Raw genomic sequence first — 13,799 nt, 5'->3', positions numbered from 1 at the left:
GGGGTCAGCTCGCGCCGGTGGCGGGGGCGGACCCGCCCTCGGGCCGGCTCTCCACCCGCTTCTTCAGGCCGGCCAGCGCCCGGTCGATGATCACCTTCTCGGCCTTGCGCTTGATCATGCCCAGCATCGGGATCTTGACGTCCACCGCGAGCTGGTAGGTGACCTCGGTGCCGCCGGGGGCCGGCGCGAGCGAGTAGGAGCCGTCCAGCGAGCGCAGCATCTGGCTCTTCACCAGGGTCCAGGAGACCTCGCGCTCCGCGTCCCAGGTGTAGGCGAGCACGTGCTCGTCACGGATCGCACCGGCGTCGAGCAGCAACCGGACCTGGGTCGCACGGCCCTCCTCGGTGCGGCCGAGCACCTCGATCTCCTTGACCTCACCGGTCCACAGCGGGTACGCCTCGAAATCGGCGATCACCGCCATCACCTCGGCCGCCGTCGCCTCGACGACGATGCTCGACCTGGTGTGTTCCGCCATCGGTGGGCCTCCGCGTTGTCCCGTGCCACTGGTCAGGTGCCACCGAAGGCTATCGCGGCCGTCGCCACCCCCGAGCCCGTGGGGCACCGGCGAGCGGCCCGTGGAGGGCTACCGGCGGGTCACCTGTGCGCTGCCGTAAGGTGCGAAGCACAACGATCAGTGCCTCCCCAAGGGGTGTGACACTTCGAACACCGCGGCTGACCCCCCTACCCGAATCTGGCTACCGGGCAGTAACGTCCTGCCGTCCCGCAGCGTCGCAGACGAGGAGCAGTAGTGCTCGACTTCAGCCTTCCGGCCCGATACCAGGTCCCGAGCGGTGGCAACCTCTCCGACCTGGTCCACCAGAACGCCGCGGACCACGCACAGGTCGCGGTGCTCAGCCGGAAGCTGGACGGCCGCTGGCAGGACGTCACCGCCGCCGCCTTCCTCGCCGAGGTGCACCGGACGGCCAAAGGGCTGATCGCCTCCGGCGTGCAGCCGGGCGACCGGGTCGGCGTGATGTCGCGCACCCGCTACGAGTGGACCCTGCTCGACTTCGCGATCTGGAGCGCCGGCGCGATCACCGTGCCGGTCTACGAGACCTCCTCCGCCGAGCAGGTGCAGTGGATCCTCGGCGACTCTGGCGCGGTCGTGGTGGTCACCGAGACCGACAGCCACGCCGCCGTGGTCGAGTCGGTCCGCGACCGGTTGCCCGAGCTGCGGCACACCTGGCAGATCGAGCGCGGCGGGATCGAGGAGCTGAACACGGCGGGCGCCGACGTGCCGGACGCCACCGTGGCCGAGCGCCGCTCGATCCCCGGCCCCGACACGATCGCCACCATCGTCTACACCTCGGGCACCACCGGCCGCCCCAAGGGCTGTCAGCTCACCCACGGCAACTTCATGGCCGAGCTGGGCAACGTGGTCGCCCGGATGCCGGACCTGTTCCGCACCGGTGAGAGCTCGGTGCTGCTCTTCCTGCCGCTGGCCCACGTGCTGGGCCGGATCGCCGAGATCGCCGCCGCGATCGCGCCGATCAAGCTGGGCCACGTCTCGGACATCAAGGACGTCACCGCCGAGCTCGCCTCCTTCCGCCCGACCCTGATCCTGGGCGTGCCGCGGGTCTTCGAGAAGGTCTACAACACCGCGCGGGCCAAGGCCCAGGCGGACGGCAAGGGCAAGATCTTCGACCAGGCCGCCGACGTGGCCATCGCCTACAGCCGCGCGCAGGAGCTGGGCGGCCCCGGCCTGCTGCTGCGGCTCAAGCACGCGGTCTTCGACAAGCTGGTCTACAGCAAGCTGCGCGCCGCCCTCGGCGGCCGGGCCACCCACGCGATCTCCGGCGGCGCGCCGCTGGGCGAGCGTCTGGGCCACTTCTACCGGGGCATCGGCTTCACCGTGCTGGAGGGCTACGGGCTGACCGAGACCTGCGCGGCCACCGCCTTCAACCCGCACGACAAGCCGAAGATCGGCACGGTCGGCCAGCCGCTGCCCGGCTCCGCGGTGCGGATCGCCGAGGACGGCGAGGTGCTGCTGAAGGGCCCGCAGATCTTCACCGGCTACTGGAACAACCCGGTGGCCACCGAGGAGGCGCTGCGGGACGGCTGGTTCGCCACCGGTGACCTCGGGTCGCTGGACGAGGACGGCTACCTGACCATCACCGGCCGCAAGAAGGAGATCATCGTCACGGCCGGCGGCAAGAACGTCGCCCCCGCCGTGATCGAGGACCGCATCCGGGCGCACCCGCTGATCGGCGAGGTGATGGTGGTCGGCGACCGCAAGCCGTTCATCGGCTGCCTGGTCACCATCGACCAGGAGTTCCTGCCGCGGTGGCTGGAGCTGAACGGCCGTCAGCCCGCGAGCGTGGCCGAGCTGCTCCAGGACCCGGCCCTGCTGGCCGCCGTCCAGGAGGCGGTGGACGAGGGCAACAAGGCGGTCTCGCACGCCGAGGCCGTGAAGAAGTTCCGGGTCCTGGACACCGAGTTCTCCGAGGCCAACGGCTACCTGACGCCCTCGCTCAAGCTCAAGCGCAACGTGGTGCTGAAGGACTACGCGGGCGAGATCGAGGCGCTCTACCAGCGCTAGGCCCGGCCCCCGGCCTAGAGCCAGGCCCTGGGCCTGGCTCTAGGCCTGACTTTGGCCCTGGCCCGCCAGCAGATCGCCCAGGCGCTGGGCCAGCAGGTCCCAGCGCCAGGCCTCCTCCACCCAGCGCCGCCCCGCCCGGCCCAGCCGCCGGCGCAGCGCCGGGTCGGCGAGCAGCCGCACGATCCGCTCGGCGACCTGCTCCAGCGAGCCGCCGGGGACCACGTAGCCCGTCTCGCCCTCCAGCACGGCGTCCGGGGCACCGCCGGAGTCGCCCGCCACCACCGGCAGCCCGGTGGCGGAAGCCTCCAGGTAGACGATCCCGAGCCCCTCCACGTCCAGTCCCCCGCGCCTGGTGCGGCACGGCATCGCGAAGACGTCGCCCGCACCGTAGTGGGCCGGCAGCTCGGCCCACGGCACCTCGCCGGTGAACCGGACCGAGGCGGCCACCCCGGTCGCCTCGGCCAGCTTGCGCAGGTCCGCCAGGTAGGGGCCGCCGCCGACGATCAGCAGCACGGTGTCCGGCTCGGCGGCCAGGATCAGCGGCAGCGCGCGGATCAGCGTGTCCTGCCCCTTGCGCGGCACCAGCCGGGAGACGCAGACCACCACCGGACGGTCCGTCAGCCCGAGCCGGGCCCGCACCTCGGCGCCGCCCGAGTCCGGGTGGAAGGTCTGCTCGTCCACCCCCGGCGGCAGCTGCGCCATCCGCGCGGCCGGCCCCGGACCCACCGCCCGGGCGATCCGCGAGCGGGTGTACTCGCCGAGGTAGGTGAGCGTGTCGGTGCCCTCGCCGATCCGCCGCAGCAGCTGGCGCGAGCCCGGGAGTTGGGCCCAGGCGGCCTCGTGGCCGTGCGTCATGCCGAGCAGCCGGGCCGCCCCGGCGCGGCGCAGCGCGGGCGCCATCAGGCCCAGCGGCGCAGCCGCCCCGAACCAGACCGTGTCGCAGCCCTCGGCCCGCAGCAGCTCGGCCGCCCGCCGGGTGACCCGGGGGGTCGGCAGCAGCATGGTGCTGCGGTCGCGGATCACCGGGAACGGCTGCTCGGCGTCGAAGCGCGCGACCTCCCGGCCGTCGCGCCACGATGAGGCGTACACCACAATGCTGCCCGCCGGCCGGCGCACCGCCATGTTGTGGACAAAGGCCTGAATTCCGCCTGGACGCGGGGGAAAGTCGTTGGTGACGACAAGGGTCTTCGGCATACTGTCCACGGCTCGCTCGGTCGGGGGGTGCTCGGTTCACCGCTCGGTGATCCGTACCATAGGTCACCATGCCGACTCGGCGGGAACGAACGGAGCGGGGGCGGGCGGACCGTCGGGAACGGAAGGCCGGGCCGGAACCGTTTCCCTCCTGAGTCTGTCCTAGTCGAAGCCGGCCCCGCCCGGTACGCACCGGCGCGCGTGGACAGGCGCCGGCTCGGGCGCGGGCAGCCGCGCGCGACGAACGCGGTCGCGCGCAGAGAACGAGGGAGCACAGTGGAGTTGGCCCAGGACGGCCCGGCGGACGAGGTCGCCAGCGGCGGCAGCGGTGGTCTCGCGCTCGCCGCACCCCCCGCACCGGGCGCCACTGCCGTCACCCCGGCCGCCCCCGCGCGTGGCGCGCTGTGGGGCATCGGCGCCACCTGGCTGGCCACCAGGGTCCTGCTGATCCTGATCGTCACCGGCGTCATCCGGTTCGGCCTGGACGTGACCACCGACGTCTCGGTGATCTACCACGCCTGGTACGGGGTGTTGCAGACCGGCACCTTCCCGATGGACGACGTGACCTGGCAGTACCCGCCGGGCGCGGCGCTGGTGATCCTGGCCCCCGGGCTCTTCCCCTGGTCGTACCTGATCTCCTTCTTCGTGCTGTGCGGGATCTTCGACACCGTGGCGATCGGCATGCTGGTGCGCTACGGGCTGCGCCGCGGGCGCAGCCTGGCCGGTGCCTGGGTCTGGGTGGCCGGGGTGCCGCTGCTGGGCCCGACCGTCTACTGCCGCTACGACATCCTGGTCACCGCGCTGGCGGTGGCCGGCCTGCTGGTGATCCTGCGACGCCCGGTGCTGGGCGGCATCCTGCTGGGCATCGGCGGGCTGATGAAGCTCTGGCCGCTGCTCGGACTGGCCGGCACCCCGCGCGGCCGGCGCACCCGGCGCTCCTGGACCTCGGCGGTCGCGGCGATGAGCACGCTGGCGTTCCTGCTGGCCGCGGGGATGAACGGGGCCTTCGAGTTCCTCACCTTCCAGGCCGACCGCGGCATCGAGGTGGAGTCGCTGGCGGCACTGCCGCTGCACTTCGCCAAGCTGTTCGGCGACTGGCAGGGCAAGACGATGATGCACTACGGCTCGGTGGAGTTCATCGGCACCGGCGTCGACGTGATCTCCAAGATCGCGCTCGGCGGCACCCTGGCCGGCTTCGCCTGGCTGCTCTACTGGCGGCTGCGGGCCCGGCGCTGGCAGCCGTCCACCACCTACGACGCTGCGCTCGCGGCCCTGCTGATCTTCACCGTTTCCAGCCGGGTGATCAGCCCGCAGTACATGGTGTGGCTGGTCGGCCTGGCGGCGGTCTGCCTGACCGTGCGGGGCAGCAGCCAGCGCCCGGTGGCCGTGATGATCCTGATCACGACGGTGCTGACCACCCTGGAGTTCCCGCTGAACTTCGGGCAGGTCGTCACCAGCTCCGGCATCGGCGTCACCATCATCAGCGCCCGCAACCTGCTGCTGCTGGCCGCCACGATCGTCTCCTGCCGCCGGCTGTGGCGCTCCACCCAGGCCCCGCAGGCCGCGGCGGCGCCCGCCGCGGCACCTCCCGCGCCCGCGGCCGAGCCGGAGCGCGGCTACCCGGTGCGCCCGGGGATCGCCTACGAGCAGAGCCTGCTGGACGACGTCCAGCGCGGCTGACCAGCACCGCCCGCGCGAGCGGCGGGGTCAGTTGTCCGGGCCGACCTGGCGCAGCACCTCGGCGATCCACCGCTTGGTGAACTCGGCCAGCCCGTAGCCGAGGTGCTCGCCGAACACGCTGTCCAGCTGCTGCTCGCGCCCTGCCCCCGGCCCGGCCGCGCCGACCGCCCGGTAGACGTCGACCAGGGTCTGCGGGCCGTGCTCGGTGGCGATCAGGTTGCAGGCCAGCCAGGAGAGCTCGTAGGCCTGCGCGATTCCGGCGGAGCCGGCCGAGAAGTCGGCGTCGGCGGGCAGCGCGGTGGGCAGCTTGCCGGCCGCCACGTCCTCGGTGAGCTCGGGGGCGATCTGCCGGGCGGTGCGGCCGGTGTTGAGGTAGCCGGTGTAGTCGGCCACGCCCTCGGAGAGCCAGAGCGGGGTCCAGGGGTGGGTGTCGGCCCGGGTCGCCACGTGGGTGCTCTCGTGGGTGAGCACGGCCTGCCGGCCGAAGGCGCTCAGTTGGCGGAACCCGTCGGGGTTGACCAGCACCCGGTCCGCGGGCGTGTGCAGCGGAGCGCCGGCCGCCGCGACGGTGACCGCGGCCATGTCCGAGTAGGTACGCGGATCGGCACCCAGCAGCTGGGTGAACTGGGCTTCCGTGGTGGGCAGTTGCAGCACCAGTCGGCCCGCCCAGGCATCTCCCCAGACCGCGCTGACGGCGGCCACGGCCTGGTCGGCCAGCGTGGCCAGCAGGGTCAGCTCCTCCGGCGCCGCGGGCCCCAGCACCACGCAGTGGGCGCCCCGCACCGGCGTCGGATCGCCCAGGTCCCAGGGCGCGACGGCGCTGCCGGGCGCCGCCGTCTCGCCGCTCACCGCGCCGTCGGCCAGCGCGATCCGGCGCTGGAGCACCACCGGGTCGTCGTCGAAGCCGGTCAGCCGGTAGGAGAGTTCGGCACTGACCGTCTCCGCGTCCCAGGAAGTGGGCCGGTAGTCCAGCTGGGCCAGCCGCAGCGGCGCCAGCTCGCCGGTGCGCAGCGCCTGGGCGTGCGCGGCGAGCAGCGGCGCCAGCCGTCCGGCCGGCAGGACCGCGGGCGTCCCGGCCCGGGCGGGCGCGGGTCTGGGCACCGAGAGCTGCACCAGCGCGCCGCCCACCAGCAGCAGCGCGGCACGGCGCGACACCCCGCCGCCCGCGAGGGGCCGGACGGGGCGGGGCTCGGCGGCGGACTCCGGGGCGGTCAGGGCCGCACCACCGCCGCGACCGGCATCGCGGCCACGCTCTCGTAACGCACCCGGGCGCCGGGGTAGGGCGCGTGGATCACCGTGCCGCCGCCGGCGTACATGCCGACGTGGTGCATGTCGTGGAAGAAGATCACCAGGTCTCCCGGTCGCGCCTCGGACAGGCTCACCCGCTGCCCCCCGAACGCCTGCGCCTGCGAGGTGCGCGGCAGGGTCACTCCGGCCTGCCGCCAGCTCCAGTACATCAGACCCGAGCAGTCGAACGCACCGGGCCCGGTGGATCCGTACACGTAGGGCGAGCCGAGCTTGCTCAGCGCCGCCGCCAGCGCCGCCGCCGCCCGGTCCGAGGAGGGCGGCTGGGTGCCCAGGTCGACCCGTTCCGCGGCGCGGGCCGCCCGCTCGTGCGCCTCCCGGTCGTCCTGCGCCTGCAACTGCGCCCGCTCGGTGGCGGTGAGGCTGCTCAGCAGCGCCTGCGCACTCTTCAGCCGCTGCTGCACCTGCTGCTTGGCCTCGGCCAGCGAGGTGCGCACGGTCTCCAGCTCGGCCAGCTTGCCGGTCGCCTCCGCCCGGCGCTGGTCCAGCCGGCGCTGCTGCTCCTGCACCTCGTGCAGGGTGGCGGCGCGCTGCTCGCCCACCTGGGCCAGGGTGCGGGCCTTGGCCAGGTAGCCGGCCGGGTCGCTGGAGAGCATCAGCTGCACGGTGGGGTCCATGCCGCCGGCGCGGTACTCGGCACCCGCGACGGTGGCCAGGTCCAGGCGCATCCGGTTCAGGGTGTCCTGTCCCCGGGCCACCTCCTGCTGCAGGGTGCCGGCCTCGGCCTGCAGCCGCTTGGCGGCCTCCTCCGCGGCGTTGGACTTCTCCGAGGCCTGCTCGGCCTCCGCGTAGAGCTGGTCGACCTGCGCCTTGACGTCCTTCTTGTCCGGTCCACCTGGAGCACCGTGCGCACTGGCCGTCATCGCCAGCACCGTGGTCGCGGCAGCGGTGACCGCCACCACCCGGGCGAATCGCCGCGCGGTGCCCGACGGGGGTGTACTCGCCATCGCTGACGACTCCTATCGCCGAGTGAGCCCGAAGAAGCCGCCGACGAACCGAGGGCTTCGCCGGAGCTGAGGTCCGAGCGCAGACGTTAGCGAGTCCGGGCGAGCGAGTCCAAACCCCTACCGATACGAATATTTGATCCCAATTCGGACAGCGGAACGGCCGTCCGACGCCGAAGGCCCGGTCTCCAGGAGGAGACCGGGCCTTCGGGGACGACGGTGCGTCAGGGGCGGATGATCGCCGCGATCGGCATCACCGTGGCCGACTCGTAGCGGACCACGGCGCCGGTGTGCGGGGCGTGGATCATCTGGCCGCCACCGACGTACATGCCCACGTGGTGCATGTCGCTGTAGAAGACCAGCAGGTCGCCGGGCTGGGCGTTGGCGATGTTGGTGCCCTCGTTGGTACCGGCCGAGGCCTGGTCCTGCGAGGTGCGCGGCAGCGAGACGCCGGCCTGCGCGTAGGCCCACTGCATCAGGCCCGAGCAGTCGAAGGAGCTCGGCCCGGCGGCACCGTAGACGTACGGCGAACCCAGCTTGCTGACGGCGGCGGCGATCGCGGCCTGCGCGGCCGAGCTGCCGGCACTCGGCGTGCTGGGGGCGGCCGTGGTGGAGCCGGTGCTCCCCAGGTCGGTGCGGGAGGAGCCGCGCGAGGCGGTCTGCGCGTCGGTCTGGGCCTTGGCAGCGGCGGCGGCCTTGGCCTGCGCGGCGGCCTGGTCGGCCGCCGCCTTGGCGTCGGCGGCAGCCTTGGCCTCGGCCGCGGCCATCGCCTGGCGCTGCTGCTCGGTCAGCGTGTTGAGCAGGTCCTGAGCCTGCTTCAGCTTGGCCTGGACGGCGTCCTTGGCGGTCTTCAGCTGCTGCGTGGTGGCATCCAGCTCGGCGAGCTTGCCCTGCGCCTCGGACTTGTCCTGGTCGAGCTTGCGCTGCTGCTCCTGGAGCTGCTTCAGCGTCTCGCTCTCGGTGCTGCTCATCTGGTTGAGCGAGCTGGCCTGGCTCAGGAAACCGTCCGGCTTGCTGGAGAGCATCAGCTGCACGGTCGGCGAGATGCCGTTGCTGGCGTACTGGTCGGCGGCCACCGAGGCCAGCCCGGACTGCAGGTTGGTCACCTGGTCCTGCTGCCGCGCCACCTCGTCCTGCAGGTCACTGACCTGCTTCTGCAGGGTCTGCTGCTTGGCCTGCGCGCCGTCGTACTGCTGGGAGGCCTGCTCCGCCTGGTTGTTGAGGTCGTCGACCTGGGACTTGACCTGGTCGAGCGAGGGCGCCGGGTCGGCGTGCGCCGCCCCCTGCGCGGAGAGCGCCACGGCGGTCGCGGCGGCAGCGGTCAGGATCGACGCGCGAGTACGGCCGACGGGCTTGGGACGACGATGGGACGCCACGAATCCTTCTTCCTCCGACCGCCTACCGGGTGAGCTGACGGGTTCGGGCTGGAAGAGATGCCCTACGACGCCTCACCGGCCTGACGGCCGACCTGGCGCCGATTCACCCCGAGGAACATGGTTCCCCGGCTCCGGTCCGCAGCTCCCCGGTGAGGGGGTCCCCGTCGGGCAGTCAACTGCCCGTGCTGCTTTCCAGACTCGGCGGTAACCCCCGCTGCCACCCGGGTCGGGTGATCACCATCGCGGTGGTCTGATGAGCGACCCTAGTAACAACTCTGTGATCCGTTCAAATCCTTGTCAGAAAAAACGCCTAACTTTGACTCTGGGTGCTATGGAGATCACCCGCGCGTGATCATGCCGGATACGAACAGGTGGCCCCCGTCACACCGCACGAGTGACGGGGGCTCAGCGGCGGTCGGCGCGCGCCGGGGCGACGGCGGGTCAGACCCGGCGGATGATGAAGGACTCGCCCATCGTGGTCGGGTCGGCGATCCGCACCACGTCACCGGTGTGCGGCGCGTGCACCATCTTGCCGTTGCCGATGTACATGCCCACGTGGTGCCGGTCGCCGCCGAAGATGATCAGGTCGCCCGGCTGCGCCTGGGACAGGCTCGGCACCGCGGTGCCCACCGTGGCCTGCTCCTGCGAGGTGCGCGGCAGCGAGACGCCGGCCTGCGCGTAGGCCCACTGCATCAGGCCCGAGCAGTCGAAGGTGGTGGAGCCGGTGGCGCCCCAGACGTAGGAGTCACCGAGCCGGCTGAGCGCCGCCTGCACCGCCTGGCCGGCGTAGCCGCCGGCCGCCGGGAGGTCGAGCGAGCCGAGGTCGGTGCGGGCGCTGCTGCGCGAGGCGCGGTCGGCGGCCTGCAGCGTGGCGCGGTCCGAGGCGCTCAGCGAGTTGAGCAGCTTCTGCGCCGCGGCCAGCTTGCTCTGCACGTCCGCCTTGGCCTGGTTCAGCTGCTGGGTGGCGCTGTCCAGCTGGGCCAGCGTGTCGGCGGCTTCCTTCTTCTCCTGGTCCAGCTTGCGCTGCTCGCCCTGGAGCGACTTGAGCGCGTCCGCCTCGGTGCTGGTCGCCACCTGCATGCTGGACGCCTGGTCCAGGTAGTTCTGCGGGTTGGAGTTGAGCATCAGCTGGACGGTGGGGTCGATCCCGCCGGTGCGGTACTGCTCCCCCGCCACCGTCGCGAGCCCGGACTGCAGCTGGGTCAGCTGGTCCTGGGTGCGGGCCACCTCGTCCTGCAGCTGGGAGGCCTGCTGGCGCAGCTGGTCGCCGCGCTCCTTGGCGCCGTCGTACTTCTCGGCGGCCGCTTCCTGCTGGTTGTTCAGGTCGTCGATCTGCGCCTTGACATCCTGGATGGACGGCTTGGGGTCTGCCCAGGCCCCGGTCTGCGAGGAGATCGCGACCGCGGTCGCCGCAGCGGCGGTGAGCACGGTGATCCGCGCGCGGCTCGACTGCTTGGGACGGCGATGGGACGCCAAGGGACCGCTCCTTCTTCTGCCGGCCTCACCCGATCGGATGAGTGACCGGAAAAATAGGTTTGACGCCAGACCCTAGTGAACATCACTTCCCCGCGCCACTCCCCTGCCGTCACGAACTACCCCTACGGGCAAGGATCTCACGCAACATTCACAGAACCGGTCTTGACCGACTGAGGGGTGGTCAGCCGCGGGAGAGGCGGTTCAGCAGCAGCACCGAGGCCACCGGGCGGGCACCGGCCTTGCGCACACCGTCCGCGACCTCACGGTCCGTCGAGACCACCACCACCGGCCGGCCCTGCGGCTCGGCCCGCACCAGCTGACGGATCAGCTCGTCCGCCGTCTGCCCGGTCCGGCTGAACCGCACCCGGACTCCGCGCGGCGGCGCCATGATCACCGGCACGTCCAGGTCCTGCCCGTCGAAGACGCAGGTCACCTCGGCCTGGGTGCGCTGGGCGAGCATCGCCAGGCCGCCCAGCAGGCGCAGTCGCTGCTTCTCCAGCGGCAGCGTCGGGTAGCCGGTCTTGGTCACGTTGTAGCCGTCCACCACCAGGTGGACCTGCGGGATGGCCAGCAACTGGTCCAGCAGCGCCGGGTCGTCCTCGGCCAGCCCGCGCCGGGCCACGTCGTGCGGCGAGGCCGAGCCCGGCACCACCGCGTCCACCAGGTCCGCCGGGTGCAGCGTGGTGATCGGCAGCGCCAGCTCGCGCTGCAGGCCCTGGGCCGATTGCAGCACCGTGTCGAGCAGCAGCCGCAGCCGCATGTCCTCCACGCTGCGCCCCTCGCGGGCCGAGCGGCGGCTGGCCTCCAGCGCGCTCTCCAGCTCGGCCACCCGGTGCCGCAGGCGCCGGCTCTCGCTCTCGGCCACCCCGCGCTCGGTGCCGGCCGCGGCCGCAGCGGCGGCCAGCTCGGCCTGCAGCTTGCGGGCCTCGGCCTGCGCCCGGCGGGTGTCGCTCTCCAGGCTGCGCACCTTCTTGCGCAGCGACTCCGCCTCCTTGCGGATGCCCTCGGAGTCCGCGCGCTGGCGCTCCAGATCGGCCCGGGCCGCGGCACGGGTGGCGGCCAGCTCCTCCTGGAGCTTCTCCACCAGGCGGGCCGCCTCCGCCGCCGCGTCCTGCGCGCCGGCCCGCTCGGCCTCCTCGCCGGCCTCGGCGACCAGCCTGGTCCAGCCGCTGGTGCGCAGCAGGTAGGCCGCAGCCGCCACGTCCAGCGGCTCGGCGGCGCCCGGCACCTGGCCGGTCTCCAGTGCCCTGACCAGGTCGGGCTGCCCCAGCCGCAGCCGGTCCGCTATCCGCAGCCGGAAGACCGGCTCGGCCTCCAGCGCGGCGGCCAGCGCGGTGCCGGCGTACTTGGCCCGCCGGGCGGGGGTGAACTTCGCGTACGGGCGCAGGGTCGGCGGCAGGTCGGCGGGCGGCAGCCCGCCGAGCGCGTCCGCGGCCAGCCCGATCACCCGCCGGCGCACGCCCTCGGGCAGCGGGCGGTCCAGCTGCTCGGCCGCCGCGGGCTCGGCGCCGAGGTCGGCCGTCGGCTCCGCCGGTTCGCCGCCAGCGGGCACGGGCCCCTGCGACTCGGCGGCCTGGCTGGCTGCGTCCATCGCGTCCTCGGCTCCGATCCTGTCTGTGCGGCTGCCCCGGCCCTGTGCCGGCACACCCTGACTCACCGCCCGGTGACTCACCGCTCCATGCAATTGTCGCGTGCGCGGCGGTGATTTTTCAGCAGCCCCTGGTCCGGGGCGGGCTCAGCCCGCGCTCTCGGCGCCCGGGCGGGCCACCAGCTCGACCTGGTCGACCGCGTTGCACCAGCGGCAGCGGATCGACTCCAGGCTCTCGCTGAGCACCTCGCGCTCCTCCACGCTCGCCTCGCCGGCCAGGTCCAGGTGCAGGTACTCGACCACCCGGGAGGACCGGGTGACGTCGAACCGGGTCAGGTTGCCACAGAGCGTGCAGCGCCAGCGGGTCTCGGCGGTGGGCGCGGGGACGGGCATGAGCTGGGTCCTCTCGGCTGCGGCCTGCTCCGGGCCAATGCCCGGCCGGGCCTCAAGCCTAGGGCCTGACCCCGTGGCGGTGGCCACCGGATACCCCTTCCGACCAGCACCGCCATCCCTCGAACACCCGCGCGGGCCGTCACCCGCTCGCCGTACAGCGCGGGTGTCGCCGACCGCCCGGCGCGGAATGCATCGCCGCATGCCGCTCCCCCGGCCCGCCTGGGCCCAGCCCCCCGACGGCGGTCCGGTCCCGGTCGTCACCTGCCTGCTCATCGCGCTGAACTGCCTGGTCTTCCTGGCCGGCCCCAGCGGCATCAACCCGCACTACGGCACCGGCGCCGCCGTGCGGGCCTGCGCGGCGCAGCACTACCAGCAGCGCTGGGGCGCGATCCCCGTCGAGCTGCTGAGCAACCGTCCGCTGACCCAGGGCCGGCTGGCCACGCTGACCGCGCCGGTGAGCGGCTGCCCGCTGCTGACCACCCCGCACAAGATCCCGGCGCTCTCCGCGCTCAGCTCGCTCTTCGTGCACGGCGGATGGCTGCACCTGCTGGGCAACATGCTCTTCCTCTATGTCTTCGGCGCCGACGTCGAGGAACGGCTGGGCCGAGTCCGCTTCCTCCTCTTCTACCTGACGGTCGGCGCGCTGGCCGCCTACGGCTACGCGGCCGCCTGCGGGCACGGCACCGAGTCGCTGCGCCCGCTGGTCGGTGCCTCGGGCGCGATCGCCGGGGTGCTCGGCGGCTACCTGCGCCTGTACCCGCGGGCCCGGGTGACCGCGCTGGTCCCGCTGCTCTTCTTCCTGCCGCTGCGCTTCCCGGCCTGGCTGGTGCTCGGCCTCTGGTTCGCCGTCCAGTGGTGGTCGGTGCACCAGGCCGGGCCCGGGGTCGCCTATCTGGCCCATGTGATCGGCTTCAGCGCGGGGTTCCTGGCCTTGTGGGTGCTGGGCAGGCGCGCCGGATACCCTGGCCCCACGCTCCCCCAGCCTTCCCCCGGGGGGACCCCCAGCCCAGGAGCCTCGCCGTGATCACCGCCATCGTGCTCATCAAGACCAGCGTCGACCGGATCCCCGAGATCGCCGAGGCGATCGCCGCGATCGACGGGGTCAGCGAGGTCTACTCGGTGACCGGCGGCTACGACCTGGTCGCGATGGTGCGGGTGCGCCGGCACGACGACCTGGCCGAGGTGATCCCCGGACGCCTCAACAAGGTGCCCGGGGTCGCGCACACCGAGACCCAGATCGCCTTCCGCACCTACTCGCAGCACGACCTGGAGGCCGCCTTCGCGCTCGGCCTGGACGGCTGACGGCA

The 13,799-nt window shown here is 73.0% G+C and carries 12 protein-coding genes and 1 riboswitch; of the genes, 4 read left to right on the top strand and 8 right to left on the bottom strand.

Annotated features, from left to right (window positions below):
• Positions 1–4: 4 nt before the first annotated feature.
• The gene (locus tag OG500_RS27665; RefSeq protein WP_327069560.1) at positions 5–475 is read right to left on the bottom strand and encodes an SRPBCC family protein; all 471 of its coding nucleotides are present in this window, start codon (positions 473–475) and stop codon (positions 5–7) included.
• A 273-nt stretch (positions 476–748) separates the two neighbouring features.
• Between OG500_RS27665 and OG500_RS27660 the strand changes: the two genes are divergently transcribed.
• Positions 749–2,539: an AMP-dependent synthetase/ligase gene (locus tag OG500_RS27660; protein ID WP_327069559.1), complete on the top strand. Its 1,791-nt coding sequence runs from the start codon at positions 749–751 to the stop codon at positions 2,537–2,539.
• Between the two features lie 39 nt (positions 2,540–2,578).
• On the opposite strand, the gene OG500_RS27655 is transcribed toward OG500_RS27660, so the two are convergent.
• Entirely contained in the window at positions 2,579–3,733 is a 1,155-nt protein-coding gene (locus OG500_RS27655) for a glycosyltransferase family 4 protein (protein WP_327069558.1), read from the bottom strand.
• 273 nt (positions 3,734–4,006) lie between these two features.
• Between OG500_RS27655 and OG500_RS27650 the strand changes: the two genes are divergently transcribed.
• A complete protein-coding gene (locus OG500_RS27650; RefSeq protein ID WP_327069557.1) occupies positions 4,007–5,410 on the top strand; it encodes a glycosyltransferase 87 family protein in 1,404 nt (467 codons plus the stop codon).
• Between the two features lie 27 nt (positions 5,411–5,437).
• Here the strand turns inward: OG500_RS27650 and OG500_RS27645 are convergent, their stop codons facing one another.
• The 6 genes from OG500_RS27645 to OG500_RS27620 all read right to left on the bottom strand — a co-directional run bounded on the left by OG500_RS27645 (position 5,438) and on the right by OG500_RS27620 (position 12,492).
• Positions 5,438–6,565 (bottom strand): hypothetical protein, encoded by a 1,128-nt coding sequence (locus OG500_RS27645; RefSeq protein ID WP_329584076.1) that lies wholly within the window; start codon positions 6,563–6,565, stop codon positions 5,438–5,440.
• A 56-nt stretch (positions 6,566–6,621) separates the two neighbouring features.
• A complete protein-coding gene (locus OG500_RS27640; RefSeq protein WP_329584075.1) occupies positions 6,622–7,662 on the bottom strand; it encodes a C40 family peptidase in 1,041 nt (346 codons plus the stop codon).
• Positions 7,663–7,883: 221 nt separating this feature from the next.
• Positions 7,884–9,035, bottom strand: a complete 1,152-nt coding sequence (locus tag OG500_RS27635; RefSeq protein ID WP_329584073.1) for a C40 family peptidase — start codon at positions 9,033–9,035, stop codon at positions 7,884–7,886.
• Between the two features lie 3 nt (positions 9,036–9,038).
• A riboswitch (cyclic di-AMP (ydaO/yuaA leader) is annotated at positions 9,039–9,189 on the bottom strand.
• A 287-nt stretch (positions 9,190–9,476) separates the two neighbouring features.
• A complete protein-coding gene (locus OG500_RS27630) occupies positions 9,477–10,511 on the bottom strand; it encodes a C40 family peptidase (RefSeq protein WP_327069553.1) in 1,035 nt (344 codons plus the stop codon).
• Positions 10,512–10,692: 181 nt separating this feature from the next.
• Positions 10,693–12,102, bottom strand: coding sequence for an NYN domain-containing protein (locus tag OG500_RS27625; protein WP_329584071.1), 1,410 nt, complete (start codon positions 12,100–12,102; stop codon positions 10,693–10,695).
• A gap of 144 nt (positions 12,103–12,246) precedes the next feature.
• Positions 12,247–12,492 carry a hypothetical protein gene (locus OG500_RS27620; RefSeq protein WP_327069551.1) on the bottom strand — a complete coding sequence of 82 codons (246 nt, stop codon included), beginning with the start codon at positions 12,490–12,492 and terminating at the stop codon, positions 12,247–12,249.
• 199 nt (positions 12,493–12,691) lie between these two features.
• Here OG500_RS27620 and OG500_RS27615 point away from each other — a divergent pair, with 199 nt between their 5' ends.
• On the top strand, positions 12,692–13,516 hold the full coding sequence (locus OG500_RS27615; RefSeq protein WP_327069550.1) for a rhomboid family intramembrane serine protease: 825 nt from the start codon (positions 12,692–12,694) through the stop codon (positions 13,514–13,516).
• A complete protein-coding gene (locus OG500_RS27610) occupies positions 13,513–13,794 on the top strand; it encodes an Lrp/AsnC family transcriptional regulator (RefSeq protein ID WP_327069549.1) in 282 nt (93 codons plus the stop codon). Before OG500_RS27615 ends, OG500_RS27610 begins: the two co-directional genes overlap by 4 nt.
• The last annotated feature ends 5 nt before the right edge of the window (positions 13,795–13,799 follow it).

It is taken from the genome of Kitasatospora sp. NBC_01250, assembly GCF_036226465.1.
Classification (GTDB): domain Bacteria; phylum Actinomycetota; class Actinomycetes; order Streptomycetales; family Streptomycetaceae; genus Kitasatospora.
Note: the sequence above shows the minus strand (reverse complement) of the source record. Positions and strands in the feature narration are given on the sequence as shown.

Excerpts from the sequence above, each read along its gene's own strand:
- OG500_RS27655 (WP_327069558.1), bottom strand. The coding sequence starts at position 3,733 with ATGCCGAAGACCCTTGTCGTCACCAACGACTTTCCCCCGCGTCCAGGC.
- OG500_RS27665 (WP_327069560.1), bottom strand. The coding sequence starts at position 475 with ATGGCGGAACACACCAGGTCGAGCATCGTCGTCGAGGCGACGGCGGCC.
- OG500_RS27620 (WP_327069551.1), bottom strand. The coding sequence starts at position 12,492 with ATGCCCGTCCCCGCGCCCACCGCCGAGACCCGCTGGCGCTGCACGCTC.
- OG500_RS27615 (WP_327069550.1), top strand. The coding sequence starts at position 12,692 with ATGCCGCTCCCCCGGCCCGCCTGGGCCCAGCCCCCCGACGGCGGTCCG.
- OG500_RS27640 (WP_329584075.1), bottom strand. The coding sequence starts at position 7,662 with ATGGCGAGTACACCCCCGTCGGGCACCGCGCGGCGATTCGCCCGGGTG.
- OG500_RS27625 (WP_329584071.1), bottom strand. The coding sequence starts at position 12,102 with ATGGACGCAGCCAGCCAGGCCGCCGAGTCGCAGGGGCCCGTGCCCGCT.